Origin of the sequence: Flavobacterium chuncheonense, assembly GCF_042686145.1 — a bacterium.
GTDB classification, from domain to species: domain Bacteria; phylum Bacteroidota; class Bacteroidia; order Flavobacteriales; family Flavobacteriaceae; genus Flavobacterium; species Flavobacterium chuncheonense.
The window spans coordinates 723,422-740,300 of the sequence record NZ_JBHUPC010000012.1 but is presented as its reverse complement, the minus strand read 5'-3'; the positions used below and the strand labels follow the sequence as shown (position 1 = coordinate 740,300).

14 protein-coding genes and 2 tRNA genes are annotated in these 16,879 nt (G+C 34.6%); 7 read left to right on the top strand and 9 right to left on the bottom strand.

The genetic code is table 11. From position 1 onward, the window contains the following. Positions 1-79 precede the first annotated feature (79 nt). The 4 genes from mutS to ACFS5J_RS07410 all read left to right on the top strand — a co-directional run bounded on the left by mutS (position 80) and on the right by ACFS5J_RS07410 (position 3,481). The gene (mutS, locus tag ACFS5J_RS07425; RefSeq protein WP_379811478.1) at positions 80-2,647 is read left to right on the top strand and encodes a DNA mismatch repair protein MutS; all 2,568 of its coding nucleotides are present in this window, start codon (positions 80-82) and stop codon (positions 2,645-2,647) included. Positions 2,648-2,803: 156 nt separating this feature from the next. Beyond that, a tRNA-Gly gene (locus tag ACFS5J_RS07420) sits at positions 2,804-2,876 on the top strand. Between the two features lie 21 nt (positions 2,877-2,897). Then, positions 2,898-2,983, top strand: a tRNA-Leu gene (locus ACFS5J_RS07415). A gap of 126 nt (positions 2,984-3,109) precedes the next feature. Then, a complete protein-coding gene (locus ACFS5J_RS07410) occupies positions 3,110-3,481 on the top strand; it encodes a DUF1508 domain-containing protein (protein WP_379811442.1) in 372 nt (123 codons plus the stop codon). Between the two features lie 70 nt (positions 3,482-3,551). Here ACFS5J_RS07410 and ACFS5J_RS07405 read toward each other — a convergent pair whose 3' ends face one another. From ACFS5J_RS07405 to ACFS5J_RS07395, 3 genes are all read right to left on the bottom strand, one after another. Then, on the bottom strand, positions 3,552-3,773 hold the full coding sequence (locus tag ACFS5J_RS07405; protein WP_379811441.1) for a hypothetical protein: 222 nt from the start codon (positions 3,771-3,773) through the stop codon (positions 3,552-3,554). Positions 3,774-3,925: 152 nt separating this feature from the next. After that, complete coding sequence (locus ACFS5J_RS07400; protein ID WP_379811440.1) at positions 3,926-6,058, bottom strand: S46 family peptidase; 2,133 nt, start codon at positions 6,056-6,058, stop codon at positions 3,926-3,928. A 58-nt stretch (positions 6,059-6,116) separates the two neighbouring features. Beyond that, a complete protein-coding gene (locus tag ACFS5J_RS07395) occupies positions 6,117-7,352 on the bottom strand; it encodes a 3-deoxy-D-manno-octulosonic acid transferase (RefSeq protein WP_379811439.1) in 1,236 nt (411 codons plus the stop codon). Positions 7,353-7,448: 96 nt separating this feature from the next. On the opposite strand from ACFS5J_RS07395, the gene ACFS5J_RS07390 reads away from it, so the two are divergent. After that, positions 7,449-8,576 carry a DegT/DnrJ/EryC1/StrS family aminotransferase gene (locus ACFS5J_RS07390; RefSeq protein WP_379811438.1) on the top strand — a complete coding sequence of 376 codons (1,128 nt, stop codon included), beginning with the start codon at positions 7,449-7,451 and terminating at the stop codon, positions 8,574-8,576. A 10-nt stretch (positions 8,577-8,586) separates the two neighbouring features. Beyond that, complete coding sequence (gene galE, locus ACFS5J_RS07385) at positions 8,587-9,606, top strand: UDP-glucose 4-epimerase GalE (RefSeq protein WP_379811437.1); 1,020 nt, start codon at positions 8,587-8,589, stop codon at positions 9,604-9,606. Positions 9,607-9,617: 11 nt separating this feature from the next. Here galE and ACFS5J_RS07380 read toward each other — a convergent pair whose 3' ends face one another. The 6 genes from ACFS5J_RS07380 to ACFS5J_RS07355 form a co-directional block, all read right to left on the bottom strand. Continuing rightward, positions 9,618-9,998, bottom strand: coding sequence for a DUF3037 domain-containing protein (locus tag ACFS5J_RS07380; RefSeq protein ID WP_379811436.1), 381 nt, complete (start codon positions 9,996-9,998; stop codon positions 9,618-9,620). Next, positions 9,976-10,764, bottom strand: a complete 789-nt coding sequence (locus ACFS5J_RS07375; protein WP_379811435.1) for a HipA family kinase — start codon at positions 10,762-10,764, stop codon at positions 9,976-9,978. Before ACFS5J_RS07375 ends, ACFS5J_RS07380 begins: the two co-directional genes overlap by 23 nt. Before the next feature lie 74 nt (positions 10,765-10,838). Then, positions 10,839-11,711: an ACP S-malonyltransferase gene (gene fabD, locus ACFS5J_RS07370; protein WP_379811434.1), complete on the bottom strand. Its 873-nt coding sequence runs from the start codon at positions 11,709-11,711 to the stop codon at positions 10,839-10,841. Positions 11,712-12,533: 822 nt separating this feature from the next. Continuing rightward, positions 12,534-13,697 (bottom strand): formate-dependent phosphoribosylglycinamide formyltransferase, encoded by a 1,164-nt coding sequence (gene purT / locus ACFS5J_RS07365; RefSeq protein ID WP_379811433.1) that lies wholly within the window; start codon positions 13,695-13,697, stop codon positions 12,534-12,536. Positions 13,698-13,815: 118 nt separating this feature from the next. Continuing rightward, complete coding sequence (locus ACFS5J_RS07360; protein WP_379811432.1) at positions 13,816-15,000, bottom strand: pyridoxal phosphate-dependent aminotransferase; 1,185 nt, start codon at positions 14,998-15,000, stop codon at positions 13,816-13,818. A gap of 23 nt (positions 15,001-15,023) precedes the next feature. Beyond that, positions 15,024-16,118 (bottom strand): fatty acid desaturase family protein, encoded by a 1,095-nt coding sequence (locus tag ACFS5J_RS07355; protein WP_379811431.1) that lies wholly within the window; start codon positions 16,116-16,118, stop codon positions 15,024-15,026. Between the two features lie 109 nt (positions 16,119-16,227). On the opposite strand from ACFS5J_RS07355, the gene rsmG reads away from it, so the two are divergent. Beyond that, on the top strand, positions 16,228-16,857 hold the full coding sequence (gene rsmG, locus ACFS5J_RS07350; protein ID WP_379811430.1) for a 16S rRNA (guanine(527)-N(7))-methyltransferase RsmG: 630 nt from the start codon (positions 16,228-16,230) through the stop codon (positions 16,855-16,857). Positions 16,858-16,879: the final 22 nt, after the last annotated feature.

Sequence of the window (16,879 nt, the reverse complement as noted above, 5' to 3'; positions counted from 1 at the left end):
CCTTCGCAAATAGTACTTAAAATTTAAAATTGTGGCGAAGAAAGCAGCAGCAACCAAAGAGAAGAAAGAGACTCCTTTAATGAAACAATACAACGAGATTAAGAATAAATATCCCGATGCGTGTTTGTTGTTTCGAGTAGGTGATTTTTATGAAACTTTTGGAGAAGATGCTGTTCGTGCCGCAGGGATTTTAGGAATTACACTTACTAAAAGAGGTGCGGGTTCTGACAGCGAAACGGCTTTGGCTGGTTTTCCACATCATTCGTTGAATACGTATTTACCAAAGTTGGTGAAGGCGGGTCTTCGCGTTGCTATTTGTGACCAATTGGAAGATCCAAAAATGACTAAAACCATTGTGAAGCGTGGTGTTACCGAATTGGTTACTCCAGGGCTTTCCATGAATGATGAGGTGTTGCATTCCAAATCGAATAATTTTTTGGCTTCGGTTCATTTTGGAAAGAAAACATTGGGTGTAGCCTTTCTTGATGTTTCTACGGGAGAGTTTTTGACAGCTCAAGGTAATGAAGAGTATATTGATAAATTATTACAGAATTTTAGTCCAAGCGAGGTGTTGGTTCCGAAACAAAATAAAAATCAGTTTCGTGAAATTTTTGGTGATGATTTTCATACGTTTTACTTGGAAGATTGGGTTTATAAAGATGATTATGCTATTGAAACCCTAACCAAACATTTTCAAACAAATTCGCTAAAAGGTTTTGGAATTGAAGAATTACAAGAAGGGATAGTCGCTTCGGGGGCAGTTTTATATTATTTATCAGAAACACAGCATAACAAAATCCAGCATATTACCAATATTCAGCGCATAGCAGAAGACGCTTATGTGTGGATGGATCGATTTACGATTCGCAATTTGGAGTTGTATCATTCAACAAATTTGAATGCTGTTACTTTACTCGATGTTATTGACAAAACGCTTTCGCCAATGGGAGCGCGTTTGCTAAAACGTTGGTTGGCACTTCCACTTAAAGATGCTGAAAAAATTAAGAGTCGCCATGAAGTAGTGGCTTATTTTAAAGAAAATCAAGAAGTGCTTCATGCGATTCAGTATCAAATCAGACAGATTTCGGACTTAGAACGCTTGATTTCTAAAGTTGCTACGGGTAAAGTGTCGCCACGTGAAGTAATTTATTTGAATGATTCATTAAATGCTATAATTCCAATTAAAGAATTGGCGTTAAAAAGTAAGAATGAAGCTTTAAAAGTTATCGGAGATAGTTTACATGCTTGTGAATTGCTTCGTGAGAAAATACAGGCTACTTTGAATCAAGATGCGCCAGTACATGTAAATAAAGGAAATGCTATCGCTACTGGGGTAAATGAGGAATTGGATGAGTTACGTGCTATTTCTTCAAAAGGAAAAGGATATCTAGAAGACTTAGAGAAAAGAGAAAGTGATAGAACGGGAATACCATCTTTAAAAGTTTCTTTCAATAATGTTTTCGGTTATTATATCGAAGTTCGTAACACACATAAAGATAAAGTTCCTGCTGAGTGGATTCGTAAGCAAACATTGGTGAGTGCAGAACGCTATATTACGGAAGAATTAAAAGAATATGAGGCGAAAATATTAGGAGCTGAAGATAAAATTCAGCAATTGGAAAGTCAATTGTTTGAGCAATTGGTGAATTGGATGGCGACTTATATTAAGCCGGTACAGCACAATGCAAATTTAATTGCACAGTTGGATTGTTTGAATTCGTTTACGCAATTGGCTATTGAAAATAATTACACGCAACCAATACTTGATGATAGTTTTGATTTAGAGATTAAAGAAGGACGTCACCCTGTAATTGAAAAGCAATTGCCAATAGGAGTTCCTTATATTTCAAATGATGTTTTTTTAGATCGTGAAAACCAGCAAATCATAATGATCACTGGTCCTAATATGTCGGGTAAGTCGGCTATATTGCGACAAACCGCTTTAATAGTATTATTGGCTCAAATGGGGAGTTTTGTGCCAGCCGAAAGTGTTAGAATGGGTGTAGTTGATAAAATATTTACTAGAGTAGGGGCAAGTGATAATATTTCGATGGGTGAATCTACTTTTATGGTGGAGATGAATGAAACGGCTTCTATTTTGAATAATATATCCGAAAGGAGTTTAGTATTGTTGGATGAAATTGGGAGAGGGACGTCAACCTATGATGGAATTTCAATTGCTTGGGCAATATCGGAGTATTTGCACGAACATCCTAACAAGCCAAAAACGCTTTTTGCAACACATTATCATGAGTTGAATGAAATGGAAGTGTTGTTTGAACGCATTCAAAACTTTAATGTTTCAGTAAAAGAGCTGAAGGATACTGTTTTGTTTATTCGTAAATTAGTAAAAGGTGGAAGCGCGCACAGTTTTGGTATTCATGTTGCCAAAATGGCTGGGATGCCACAAACTGTAATTCAAAAGGCGCAAAAAATATTAAAGAAATTAGAAAAAGATCATTCGAGTGAAGAGTTGAGCGGTATTAAGGCGGTCGATGATGAAATGCAATTGAGTTTTTTCAATCTCGACGATCCTTTATTGGAGGAAATTAAAGAAGAAATTGTTAATATTGACATCAATACTTTAACTCCTGTTGAGGCTCTAATGAAGCTTAATGAGATAAAAAGAATGTTGGTAAAAAAATAATTTTACTTTTTTTAAAATAAATTATTCGTTATCAAATGGTTATAAAAAAGTTTGATTTTTTTTAAAAAAAGTACTTGCGGAGAATAAAATATGTTTTATATTTGCACCGCAATCAACAAGAATGAGGGTTGCGATGTTCTTAAAAAAGACACGAATGCGAAAATAGCTCAGTTGGTAGAGCGCAACCTTGCCAAGGTTGAGGTCGCGGGTTCGAACCCCGTTTTTCGCTCAAACTACCATAAAAATATTTGCTCGAGTGGTGGAATTGGTAGACACGCTGGACTTAAAATCCAGTGGGCAGTAATGTCCGTGCGGGTTCAAGTCCCGCCTTGAGTACAAGAAGCTTCAAACTTTAGTTTGGAGCTTTTTTTGTTTAGTCAGGTAACTGAACTTCTTGTAAGTTTTATTTTTAAAACTTTTTGCAAAATCTTAATTTGCAAATTAAATTCTAGAATCTATAGCATGGCAACTTTTGTAATTAGCAAACGCTTAAGCGGGGTTTATAAATACGAATTGACTTCTCGTAAAGGAAAAACAATTTTTACCAGTAACAACTTTGAGTTAAGGTTTGAGTGTGAAGAGCACATTGAATATTTGAAAAAAGGTTTGGACCGAATGATTTTTATGCGATTCAAGTCGGGTAATGGTAAGTTTTTCTTCAGAATGGTGCTTGATGAAAAAGAAGTGGCTGTGAGTAGACGCTATACCACTCAATTGTTACTTCAGAAAGGAATAGATGAAATTATGCGATCTGCTGCTGAGGCAGAGGTGCTTGATTTTTCATCTGGCTCAGATATTTTTCCAGATATTTTTGGTGAGGAAGCAGAAAGTTAATTGTTCTTTAATGTATAGATATAAAAAAAGCTCCACTTAGTGGAGCTTTGTTTTTTCTGTCAGCTAAATATTAGTGAGCAGCTTCAACAGTTTCAGTAACTTCAGTAGCAGCAGCTTCAGTAGCAGCAGCAGCAGAGTCAGCAGCAACTTCTACGTTCTCGATAACTTCTTCTGTAGTAGCTTCAACAGCTTCAACAGTTTCTTCAGTTACAGCTTCTGTATTTTCAGCAGCTTCTTTACAAGATACGAACATCATAGCAACTAATGCTAAGCTTAAAACAACTTTTTTCATCTTACTAAATTATAAAAGGTTAATTATTAATTCGTAGCAAAGATATAAATTTTTTGACTTGACAAAATAAATTTAGATTTTTTTTTCAATTTTTTTTTCTAGAGATTTTTCCTTCAAAATCAGCGTGTTAAATTGATGTGAAATAAGTAAAATTATTTTTTTGGATGAACCAGTTTCATTTCGTCAATTAAATGTGACGCGTCCGCGTATTTATCGATTACAAATAATACATATCGGATGTCAACCATAATATTTCTACAGATTTCTGGATCATAATGTATGTCACTCATTGTACCTTCCCAAACACGGTCAAAGTTCAATCCGATTAGGTTTCCATGCGCGTCAATTGCAGGGCTTCCAGAATTTCCTCCTGTTGTGTGATTAGTAGCAATAAAACAAACTGGCATTTTTCCGTTTTCAGCATATTGACCATAATCTTTATTCTTAATAAGGTCTAATAATTTACTTGGAACATCAAATTCGTAATCCCCTGGAATGTATTTTTCCATTACACCTTCTAAGTGTGTTACGGGTTGGTAATACACTGCGTCATTAGGACTGTATCCTTTTACTTGGCCATAAGTAATACGTAAAGTGCTGTTTGCATCTGGGAAGAAGCGACCGTCAGGGAATAAATCCAATTGCGCTTTCATATAATTACGTTGTAATGCGCCAATTTCTAAATTGATTCTATCGTAAGTAGGTGCAATGTTGTTGAAATAGTTTTCTGCTAATTTCTTTACCAATACATATCCTTTGTCTTTGTTTAGTGCTTTAAAGTTAGCTGCTGCATCTCCTTTGAATAATGATTTTACACCTTCGTAAGAAGTAAGCTTTGATGATTTGTAAATGTCAGCAGTTGTTTTCTCATAATTCATAGTTTTAAACTCCTCTGGAATAAGTGGAGACTTTTGGCCATAAAGTGTGATAAGTTTTTCAAAAACTTTTTCATCAACATTAACGTTAAAATCTTTGTAGAATCCTTGAAGACTATTAATTGTATTTGTTTTTCTATCGTCAAAAGCTTGTTCTCCTTTTGTTTTGTAAACTTGTTCCAATTGATACAATTTGAAACCAACACTTAATAACTCTGTATTTCGTAAAACAACTTCAATAAAATAATCACGAGCTAAAGTATATTCATTGATAGCTTTGTAATTCTTTTCGAAATCAGCAAGTATGTTTCCATATTCTGCAGACTTTCCTTTTTGAGCAATACGTTTTTGGAATTCCGCTTCAAAATCTTTTTTCAACTGAATAGCGTTGGATTTTTTTAAACCTTGGCTTTCGCCAATCCATTTCTTCCAGTAATTTGCAACACTAGCATATTTTGAAGCATATTGAATTTTAATTGCTTGGTCTTTACGCATGAAACCATCTTGTACTTTTAAAGCATTGTCTCTGATTTCAATTTTTGCTGGATTTAAAGTGTTTACAATTTGCTCTACAGCAAATGATGGTAAGTATTCTTGTGTTCTTCCAGGGAAACCAAAAACCATAGTGAAGTCACCTTCGCTAATACCGTCTAAAGAAACTGGTAAAAAGTGTTTTGGTGTGTAAGGAACGTTATCTTTTGAATATTCCGCTGGTTTGTTGTCTTTACCTGCATAAATACGGAACATTGAAAAGTCTCCTGTATGACGTGGCCAAACCCAGTTGTCTGTGTCTGAACCGAATTTTCCTATTGAACTTGGTGGCGCACCAACTAAACGGATGTCTTTGTATGTTTCAGTAACAAATAAAATGTACTGATTACCTTCGTAAAAAGTTTTGATTTTATTTTCTTGCCATGTTTCTTTTGGGAAAGTAGTTTGAACACGGTTGATGTTCTCTTGAATTCTTTTTTGTTTATCAGCTTCTGTGTTCAATGATGCAACACCCTCTAAAACGGTATTGGTAACATCGTGTATGCTTACGATGAATGTTACAACCATTCCAGGATTTGGTAATTCTGAAGCCATGTCTTTTGCCCAAAATCCATCCTGAAGGTAATCGTGTTCAACTGTTGAGTGACTTTGAATTTCACCATATCCACAGTGGTGATTGGTTAATAACAATCCTTTTGGTGAAATTACTTCTGCAGTACAGCCTCCGTCAAAATGAACGATGGCATCTTTTAAGCTTGATTTGTTGACATCATAAATGTCTTCAGCTGTCATTTTCATTCCTAAACTTTGCATTTCACTTTCGTTCATGCCTTTTAACATACTTGGAATCCACATTCCTCCTTGCTGTGCAAAGATTGGGAACGTAACCAATACAAGTAATAATCTTAAAAACTTCATAATTAATTAATTTTACGCGTGCAATTTACGGAAATTAAAATTTCCGATTTGGGTTATTTTATTTATTGTTGATGTACTGTAGAATAGTGTTGGTTGCGCCTTTGTTCATTTGAACAAAAGTTTCACAAATATGTCCTTTTTCATGGCGTTCGTCTTCATTGTTGAGCAATAAGTCGAATGCTTCGTATAGTTCAATTTGATTTTGAATGGTAATACATCCTTCAGCATGGACTAGAGCTGTTGCTTCTGCAAAATGACTGAAATTTGGTCCGATAATAATTGGAATGCCAAAAGTTGCAGGCTCTAAAATGTTATGCACCCCAGGATTTCCAAAACCACCACCTACATAAGCTATGTCAGCATAACTGTAAATTTTAGTTAGGATGCCAATAGTGTCAATGATAAAAACTTGAAAATCGGCAAGGTTTTTATTTTCTTTTTCTGAAAATAAAACGGTAGATTTTTGAACACTATATTTTAAACTCTCAATTTGTTCCTTTTTGATATTATGTGGAGCAATGATAAATTTTACATCAGAACTTGAATTGTTGATGTAATTAATTAGTAAATCTTCATCTTTTGGCCATGAACTTCCAATAACAATGGTTGTTTTGTTTGCTTTGAACTCTTCAATAAAATCCAATTGGTTGTTACGGTCTAAAATGGTTACGACTCTATCAAAGCGGGTGTCTCCAGAAACGGTTATATTATTGAATCCTAGCTTTTGTATCAGTTTTTTTGAAGAATCGTTTTGTACAAAAAAGTGATTAAAAGTATTCAAAGCATTTCTGTAAAAACCTCCATACCATTTGAAAAAAGCTTGCTGTTCTCTGAAAATTCCTGAAATTAAATAGGTAGGGATTTTTCTAGCTTTTAATTCGTTTAAATAATTCGGCCAGAATTCATATTTAATAAAAAACACCATTTCTGGTTGTGCTGCTTCTATGAATTTTGTAGCATTACTTTTAGTGTCCAACAGTAAATAAACAGTTGCATCTGCTACAGTGTTGTTTTTTCGTACTTCGTAACCCGAAGGAGAAAAGAAACTAACTACTATTTTGTGATTAGGATAACTTGTTTTTACTTTTTCGATTACTGGAAGTCCTTGTTCGTATTCGCCAAGTGATGCTGCATGGAACCAAATGGTTTTATCACTTGCGTTAATCTTTGAGTTAAGCGTCTCAATTACAGTTTTTCTTCCTGCTACAAAGAGCTTTAATTTTGGGCTAAAAAGAGCGAGCAATTTTAAAAAAATGCCAGCAATATGAACTACTATATTGTACAGAAATAGCATACTATTTTTTTGATTCGCTAAAATACGTTTCTTTTTGGTTATCTTAAAAACGTAGCTTAGAATTTCTTACTTTTGTGACACTTAATTTTATTTCAGATGAAAAAATTACAAATGGTTGACTTGAAAAGTCAATATGAAAAAATAAAAGAAGAAGTCAATAATTCAATACAAGAAGTTCTAGAAACTAACACTTATATTAATGGACCTTTGGTACATCAATTTCAAGCAGATTTGGAACAATATTTAGGTGTAAAACACGTAATTCCATGTGCAAATGGTACGGATGCTTTACAAATAGCAATGATGGGATTGGGATTACAGCCTGGTGATGAAGTAATTACTGCCGATTTTACGTTTGCTGCGACAGTAGAAGTGATTGCTTTATTACAATTAACGCCAGTTTTAGTAGATGTGAACATGGATGATATGAACATTTCTATTGAAGCGATTAAAAAAGCAATTACTCCAAAAACTAAGGCAATTGTACCGGTACATTTGTTTGGACGTGCTGCCAATATGGATGCTATTATGGAAATTGCAGCAGCGCATAATTTATATGTAATTGAAGATAATGCTCAGGCAATTGGTGCAAATTATACTTGGAAGAGTGGGGCTAGTGAAAAAGTAGGTGGAATTGGACATGTAGGGGCTACTTCATTTTTCCCTTCAAAAAATTTAGGCTGTTATGGTGATGGTGGTGCAATTTTTACAAATGATGATGCTTTAGCACATACTTTGAGAGGAATTGTTAACCATGGTATGTATGAGCGTTACCACCACGACGTAGTAGGTGTAAATTCTCGTTTAGACAGTATTCAAGCGGGTGTTTTGAAAGCAAAATTACCACACTTGGACAGTTACAATCAAGCTAGAAGAACTGCTGCTAAAAAATACAATGAAATTTTATCGCAAAATGAAAATATAGTTGTTCCACAATTCGATTGGAATGGAAATGATCACGTTTTCCATCAATATGTTTTTAGAGTTACTAATGGTAAACGCGATGGATTATTAGCACATTTACAAGGGAAAGGTATCCCATGTGCCATTTATTATCCAATTCCATTACACAGTCAAAAGGCGTATGCGGACACTCGATATAATGAAGCAGATTTTGTGGTTACCAACCAATTGTGTAAAGAAGTAATTGCTTTGCCAATGCATACTGAATTAGAAGACGATCAAGTTAAGTTTATTACAGACGCTGTGTTAGAGTTTGTATAAAAAAAATGGGATGAGAATATTAGTTACTGGAGGATTAGGATTTATAGGTTCGCATACTGTAGTAGAATTGCAAAATGAGGGGTTGGATGTTGTCATTATTGATAATTTATCAAATTCTTCAATTGAAGTATTGGATGGAATTGAGCGTATAACGAATAAAAGACCTGTTTTTGAAAATATTGACTTACGAGATAAAAATGCAGTTCAAGATTTTTTTAACCGTTACTCAGATGTTCAAGGTGTAATACATTTTGCAGCAAGTAAAGCGGTTGGAGAAAGTGTTGAGAATCCGTTATTGTATTATGAAAACAACATTAATTCTTTAGTGTATTTGTTACAGCAACTTCAGGCAAAACCTGAGGCGCATTTTATTTTCAGTTCTTCTTGTACAGTTTATGGGCAAGCGGAACAAATGCCTATTACAGAAGAAGCTCCAGTACAACAAGCAATGTCACCTTATGGAAATACCAAGCAAATTGGAGAAGAAATTATTCAAGATGTTGCTAAAGTATCCAATATTAATGCCGTTTTATTACGCTATTTTAATCCTATTGGAGCTCATCCTTCAATAGAAATAGGGGAGTTGCCATTAGGAGTCCCTCAGAATTTGGTGCCGTTTATTACCCAAACAGCGGCAGGTTTACGAAAGGAACTTTCTGTTTTTGGAGAAGATTATCCTACTCCAGATGGAACAGCCATTCGTGATTATATTCATGTGGTAGATTTAGCAAAAGCTCATGTAGTAGCGTTACAGCGATTGATAGCGAAGACAAATAGGGAGAAAGTAGAAACGTTTAATATTGGTACAGGAAAAGGTAGTTCGGTATTAGAGGTAATACAAGCTTTTGAAAAAGTTGCCAACCAAAAATTACCGTATAAAATAGTTGGGCGTAGAGAAGGTGATATTACAGAAGCTTATGCCAATACTGACAAAGTTAACAATGAATTGGGCTGGAAGGCACACTTGAGTTTAGAACAAGCTCTTGATAGTGCTTGGAAATGGGAAAAAAAGATAAGAGGTAGCTTTTAAAGCTACCTTTTTTATAGGACTAATTCTATATATAATTTTTCAAAAGTAACATCTAAATCAGAAGTTAGACCTGTGTGTGGTCTTGAGGTTTGAATACTTGAGCTTTTTACGGCAGTAATCCATCGGAAGCGTTCAGCTAATTCAAAATGAGCAATGGGACCTCCATTTTTACCCTGACATATTTTAGAAAACGATTCTAAATTATGACGTAATTGTTCTACATCAAAATCTGGGCAAAACAAACTGATTTTCGTTTCTGGAATTTGATATTGTATGCGTAAATATTTTTGGCGTTTGCAAAACAGCATCAAGCCAATATTAATAAATTCTTCGCGTTCAACCCTAGGTACAACACGAATTACAGCATACTCATATAAGTGTTTTTCGTGCATCTTCGGCTTGTTTTAAAAATAATTCAGCATTTGCTAAACGTGAAGTTAAAAACTGTGTATACACCGACTTAATTTCTTCAGGTGTAATGTCTTGTTCTTCCCATTGTAACCAATCTTCTGGAATTTGATCTACAATTTTATGAAGAATATCATTATTTAATTTGGCTGTAAATTCTTGATGCGCTTTATCAAGTTTTGAAGCCTTTGGTAGTAAAACGTGGTCTTTTATTAATGCAAAAGGCGTTAATGCTGTGGTTTCCCAATTGTTCCAAGAATGATGGAAATAAAAGGCAGCTCCATGGTCTATTAACCAAAGTTCCTTTTTCCAAATCAAAAGATTGGTGTTTTTAAATGTTCGGTCCACATTTGTAATGTAAGCATCAAGCCAAACTATTTTTGAGGCTAGTAAAGCTTCACAATCGTTTGCTGCAGCATCATAAGTTATAGCCCCTGACAAATAATGTAAACCTAAATTCAAACCTTGACTAAATTTGAGTAAGTCTTGAATTTCCTCATCGCCCTCTGTTCTTCCAAAAGCTTCGTCAAGGGTTGCAAATACCAATTCGGGTACAGGTAATCCTAAATATTTGGCTATTTGGCCACCTAAAAATTCTGCAATTAAAGCTTTCACACCATGTCCTGCTCCTCTAAACTTTAATACATATTTAAAGTCATCATCGGCATCAGCCAAAGCAGGTAGAGAACCGCCTTCGCGAAGAGGGGTTATATAACGCGTAACATTTACCGTTCGCAAATCAAAATTCATAAAAAAGAGAATGTTTAAAACAAAGATAGCTAAAAAAAAACTCCGATTAATTTATCGGAGTTTTGAGTTATTATTTAAGCTGAAATTGTTTCGACTTCGTTGTTGATTTTTTTAACTAATCCAACGAGTACTTTACCTGGTCCAACTTCTGTGAAGCTAGTTGCTCCATCATGAATCATTTGGTTGACAGATTGCGTCCATTTAACAGCTCCTGTTAATTGCGCAATTAAGTTCTTTTTGATTTCTGCAGGATCTGAAATTGCACTTGCTGTTACGTTTTGATAAACGGGACAACTTGGAGTACTGAAAGTCGTTGCTTCAATAGCTGCCGCTAATTCTTCACGTGCAGGTTCCATCATTGGCGAGTGGAATGCACCTCCTACTGGTAAAATTAAAGCACGTTTTGCACCTGCTTCTTTCATTTTTTCACAAGCCGCTTCAACCGCTTTATACTCTCCTGAAATCACTAATTGTCCTGGGCAATTGTAATTTGCAGCAACAACTACACCATCAATAGAAGCACAGATGTCTTCCACAACTTTATCCTCTAGGTTTAAAACAGCAGCCATAGTTGAAGGTGTAATTTCACATGCTTTTTGCATCGCTAAAGCTCTTTTTGAAACTAATTTTAATCCATCTTCAAATGATAAAGCACCATTTGCGACTAAGGCCGAAAATTCACCTAATGAATGTCCTGCAACCATTTCTGGATTAAAATTTTCTAAGGTTTTGGCTAAAATTACAGAATGTAAGAAAACAGCTGGTTGTGTAACTTTCGTTTCTTTTAATTCATCTGCTGTACCTTCAAACATGATGTCGGTAATTCTAAACCCTAATATCTCGTTTGCTTTTTCGAATAATTCTTTTGCTAACGAAGAATTCTCATATAAGTCTTTTCCCATTCCAGTGAATTGGGCACCTTGACCTGGAAATACGTATGCTTTCATTTCAATTGGTTTTATTTGTGAGCGCAAAAATACGTTTTTTTTTAAAATACACTTTTTTTGAATGCGAATAGCTTATGTTAGCTTAAGTTTTGGTATATTAAGCATATGAAAATTTATACTTTTAAAATGTTGAGAAATGGGGGATTTTTGGTTAGTATTTGGAATTAGTTTCTTCGGTTTGTTTTTTTTAGTCTATAATGCGCTTAGAAGTGTTTCTTTTCGTAAAAAAATAGACTTAAACTCGTTTAAGTTTTTTTCGGTATACCTGGTAACAATGGCTATTATTGAAATAGGTTGTCATATTTTAGGAGTTTTAGAACCGGGATCAAATTTTTTTATTTCTCATTTTCAGTTTAATTTTCAATTTATAATCATTACCCTTTTTTTTCTGCAACTGTTTAAAGGCAATGGAAAGATACAAAGTGTTGTAGCCGTGTTTTCTAGTATTGTTTTACTTTTGATATTAATGTCGTATGTTATAAAACCCTCACTATTTTGGGAGTTTAATCTATTTGAAATTGGAATTACGTCTTCGACAATTTTAGTTTATGTGATTTTTTATTTCTATACTACTTTTGATAAAGTTAGAGTTGATTATCACTACTTTTTTGGAGGATTAAGTATTTATTTACTGAGTAGCAGCTTAATTTTTTTGACGGGAAATGTGGAGTGGGTCTTGTGGGATAGACCGTTTATTGATATCTGGGTTTTCAACTCTTTGTTTTATATATTGTTTCAGTTTTTTGTTATGAAAGAATTACAATTTTTAAAGAAGAAATACCTAATTAAAAAAGCCTTAGTTTAAACTAAGGCTTTTTTAATTTATTTGACATTAATTTTTTTGGCTGTTTCTTTCGCACGCTCTACAATTTCTTCAATAGGGGTAGTAGTTGTATCATATGATAAAACAACGCCCATTCTTCTGTAAGGTCTTGACGTTGGTTTCCCAAATAATCTGAAATCTGTTTTAGGTAAACCAGCAATATTTTCAACTCCTTCAAATGAAGGATTTGTTGAATTTTCTGAAGCTAAAATTACTGCACTAGCTCCAGCTCTCTCAAAGGTAATTTCGGCAATTGGTAAACTTAAGATGGCGCGTAAGTGTAACTCAAACTCGTTGAAATTTTGAGTACCTGCAAGCGTAACCATTCCTGTATCGTGTGGACGAGGTGATAATTCTGAAAAATAAACACCTTCATCTGTTAGGAAAAATTCAACACCGAAAATGCCAGCACCACCTAGAGCTTCGGTTACTTTTTTAGCCATGTCTTGCGCTTCAGCTAAATCTTTGTCTGTAACTCTTGCTGGTTGCCAACTTTCTTGATAATCGCCACGTTCTTGACGGTGTCCGATAGGAGAACAAAATAGCGTAGGGTTGTTGTTTTGGGTAACCGTCAGAAGAGTGATTTCCGAATGGAAATTAACAAATGCTTCTACAATGACCTCGATAACATCTCCACGAGAACCTTCAACGGCATAGTTCCAAGCCTTTGCGATGTCTTCTTGTGTTTTGATAGTCGATTGTCCTTTTCCAGAAGAACTCATCAGGGGTTTAACTACACAAGGCATTCCAACCGCTTCAACCGCTTTTTCCAATTCTTCAGCAGTAGTAGCGTAACGGTAGTTAGCAGTGCGTAAGCCCAAATCTTTAGCTGCTAAATCGCGAATTGCTTTACGATTCATGGTGAAGTTTGCAGCTTTAGCAGATGGTACTACAGTTATCCCTTGTTTTTCGTATTCGTAAAAACGTTCAGTACGAATAGCTTCAATTTCAGGGACAATAAAATCAGGTTGGTGTTTTGCAACAATACGATCCAATTCGGCACCGTCTAACATATTGATTACTTCAAATTCATGAGCAACTTGCATAGCAGGAGCATTTTCATAACTATCAACTGCAATTACGTGTTGTCCGATGCGTTGCGCTGCAATTACGAATTCTTTTCCTAATTCTCCCGAACCTAATAAAAGTATTTTTTTCTTCATTGTATAAAGTGTGATTGAGCGAGTAAGGGAGTTACTATAATTATAGATGCTCCCTTAGGTATTTCGCGTGATGTGATTTAATAAAAAAACCTCAAGAAATCTTGAGGCATTATAATGTTTAAGCTAATGCTTCTTTGATTCTGCGTAATGCTTCAATTAGAAGTTCTTCGCTAGTAGCGTAAGAGAATCTGATGCAGTTTGGATTTCCAAATGCTTCACCTGTCACAGTGGCAACATTAGCCTCTGATAGCAAGTACATAGAGAAATCACTTGCATTTTCAATTTTAGTTCCTTTTAATGTTTTTCCGAAAAAATCAGAAACATCAGGGAATACGTAGAAAGCTCCTTCTGGTACGTTAATTTTTAATCCTGGAATATCTTGGATTAATCCAACTACCAAATCACGTCTTTTGTGGAATGCTTCAACCATGTAGTTCAATACTTTTGGGTCTGCTTCAACTGCTGCTATAGTAGCACGTTGCGCAATAGAGTTTGCACCACTAGTTACTTGACCTTGAATTTTTGTACATGCTTTAGCGATGAATTCTGGAGCACCAATATAACCAATTCTCCAGCCTGTCATTGCAAATGCTTTTGCAACACCATTAACGGTAATGGTTTTTTCCAACATTCCTGGAATAGATCCGATACTGCAAAAAGTACCTGAAAAATTAATATGTTCGTAGATCTCATCTGAAACTACGTAAATATTTGGATATTTTTCTAAAACTTTAGCTAAAGCTGTTAGTTCATCTCTGCTGTAAACAGATCCACTTGGATTACAAGGAGAACTATACCAAATCATTTTAGTTTTTGGTGTAATAGCTTTTTCCAGTTGTTCTGGTGTGATTTTGAAATCGTTCTCGATAGAAGTTTCTACTTCAACCGGTACTCCACCTGAAAGTTTTACAATTTCGAAATAGCTTACCCAATAAGGAGCGGGAAGAATAACTTCGTCACCTTCGTTCAACATTACCTGTGCAATATTGTATAAGGACTGTTTTGCTCCAGTAGAAACAACAATGTTTGCGGGTTTATAATCTAAATCGTTATCTCTTTTGAATTTTTTACAAATAGCCTCCTTCAATTCAGCATAACCATCAACCGGAGTGTAGGTGCTGTAATTTTCGTCAATGGCTTTTTTTGCAGCTTCTTTGATAAAATCGGGAGTGTTAAAGTCAGGTTCTCCTAAACTTAAACTAATAATGTCTTTTCCTTGTGCTTTTAACTCTCTTGCAAGAGCTGCCATAGCAAGCGTTTGAGACGTAGATAAATTATTAATTCTATCTGATAACGGATTCATGATATATATGCTGATGTTAGTTATTATGCTAATTGCGGTTTTTTTCCTAATTCTTTAAGGTGTTTGAAGTGAGAAGCAATAGCTGCTCTAGTCGTTTCAAATTCGTAATAGGGTAAGTTACATTCTTTAGCAGTTTGCTTAACAATTTCAGCAATTTTACCATAGTGAATATGACTAATATTAGGGAAAATGTGATGTTCGATTTGATGATTCAATCCACCTGTATAATAGTTAACAATCCAGTTTTTAGGTGCAAAATTCGCTGTTGTAAACAATTGGTGTACTGCCCAAGTGTTCTCAATTTCTCCATTTTCGTTTGGCATTGGGTTGATGGTATCTTCAACAACGTGTGCCAATTGGAATACGACACTTAAAATTAAACCTGCGGTATAGTGCATTACTACAAATCCTAAAAGTACTTTCCACCAAATTACACCCACCATAATTGGTAGCACAATCCAAATAGAGAAGTATATGGCTTTAGTGATAATAAGTGTTGTCCATTGAAATGCAGGACTTTTAGCTTCTCCATATGATAATTGACGCTTCAAATAGCGTTTCATTTGAAGGAAGTCTGTTGTAATAGCCCAGTTAAAAGTTAATAATCCATATAAAAACACAGAGTAGTAGTGTTGGAATTTGTGGAAACTGTACCATTTTGCTGTTTTTGAAAAGCGTAAAATACGGCCCGCTTCTAAATCTTCATCATGACCTAAAATATTGGTGTACGTGTGGTGTAAAACATTATGCTGTACTTGCCAATTGTAAACATTTCCAGCTAAAATGTAAATACTTCCTCCCATTAATTTATTTACCCATGATTTGGTAGAATAAGCACCATGATTACCATCGTGCATTACGTTCATCCCTACACCCGCCATTCCTATACCGATTACTACATTAAGTAATAAGTATACCCAGAAAGGCATGTTCATAGCTAAAAGGAAAAAATAAGGAGTAAGAAAAAGAGCAAACATTACAATTGTTTTAAGGTGTAATTTCCAATTTCCAGTTTTGCTTAAATTTTTCTCTTTGAAGTATTCGTTAACTCTTTTGTTTAAAGTTCTAAAGAATTTAGTATCGTCGGTTTTTGAAAAAACAGGGGCATTTGTATTCATATTCATGTGTTTCAATATTGTTTTCAAAGGTAATAATTATCTTTTGTAAACGAAGATATTAAAAATAAATTGTTACTTTATTTCCGTATTTTTGCTCAAAATTAGTGAAATGGAAGTCTTGTTGAAATATTTTCCAAATTTGTCTGAGACGCAAATCAAGCAGTTTTCAATGCTAAAAGATTTGTATGAAGATTGGAATGCCAAAATAAATGTTGTCTCTCGAAAAGATATCGACGAATTGTACACGCGTCATGTTTTACATTCTTTAGGAATTGTAAAAGTATTAGAATTTAAACCAGGAAGTCAAATTATGGATGTTGGTACTGGTGGTGGTTTTCCAGGAATCCCGTTGGCGATTATGCATCCTGAAGTTGATTTTTATTTGATAGATGTAATTGCAAAAAAAATAAAAGTAGTTAACGAGGTGGCTTCTGCTATTGGATTGAAAAATTTAAAAGCAGAGCAAAAACGTGCAGAGTTGGTTAAAAATAGTTTTGATTTTATTGTGAGTCGAGCAGTTACCAATATGCCTGATTTTGTAAATTGGGTTGATGGTAAAATCAAAAAAGATTCCAAGCACGATTTGAAAAATGGAATTTTATATTTAAAAGGTGGTGATTTGACAGAAGAGTTGGCGAGTTTTCCAGCGGCAACATTATACGATTTGTCTAGTTTCTTTGATGAAGAATTTTTTGAAACTAAAAAAGTAGTACACTTGCCATTAAAATTTAAGAAATAAAAAAGTCCCGAATTTTTTCGGG

Excerpts from the sequence above, each read along its gene's own strand:
- ACFS5J_RS07410 (WP_379811442.1), top strand. The coding sequence starts at position 3,110 with ATGGCAACTTTTGTAATTAGCAAACGCTTAAGCGGGGTTTATAAATAC.
- mutS (WP_379811478.1), top strand. The coding sequence starts at position 80 with ATGAAACAATACAACGAGATTAAGAATAAATATCCCGATGCGTGTTTG.
- purT (WP_379811433.1), bottom strand. The coding sequence starts at position 13,697 with ATGAAGAAAAAAATACTTTTATTAGGTTCGGGAGAATTAGGAAAAGAA.
- ACFS5J_RS07355 (WP_379811431.1), bottom strand. The coding sequence starts at position 16,118 with ATGAATACAAATGCCCCTGTTTTTTCAAAAACCGACGATACTAAATTC.
- ACFS5J_RS07360 (WP_379811432.1), bottom strand. The coding sequence starts at position 15,000 with ATGAATCCGTTATCAGATAGAATTAATAATTTATCTACGTCTCAAACG.
- ACFS5J_RS07395 (WP_379811439.1), bottom strand. The coding sequence starts at position 7,352 with ATGCTATTTCTGTACAATATAGTAGTTCATATTGCTGGCATTTTTTTA.
- ACFS5J_RS07400 (WP_379811440.1), bottom strand. The coding sequence starts at position 6,058 with ATGAAGTTTTTAAGATTATTACTTGTATTGGTTACGTTCCCAATCTTT.
- galE (WP_379811437.1), top strand. The coding sequence starts at position 8,587 with ATGAGAATATTAGTTACTGGAGGATTAGGATTTATAGGTTCGCATACT.
- ACFS5J_RS07390 (WP_379811438.1), top strand. The coding sequence starts at position 7,449 with ATGAAAAAATTACAAATGGTTGACTTGAAAAGTCAATATGAAAAAATA.
- ACFS5J_RS07380 (WP_379811436.1), bottom strand. The coding sequence starts at position 9,998 with ATGCACGAAAAACACTTATATGAGTATGCTGTAATTCGTGTTGTACCT.
- rsmG (WP_379811430.1), top strand. The coding sequence starts at position 16,228 with ATGGAAGTCTTGTTGAAATATTTTCCAAATTTGTCTGAGACGCAAATC.
- ACFS5J_RS07375 (WP_379811435.1), bottom strand. The coding sequence starts at position 10,764 with ATGAATTTTGATTTGCGAACGGTAAATGTTACGCGTTATATAACCCCT.
- ACFS5J_RS07405 (WP_379811441.1), bottom strand. The coding sequence starts at position 3,773 with ATGAAAAAAGTTGTTTTAAGCTTAGCATTAGTTGCTATGATGTTCGTA.
- fabD (WP_379811434.1), bottom strand. The coding sequence starts at position 11,711 with ATGAAAGCATACGTATTTCCAGGTCAAGGTGCCCAATTCACTGGAATG.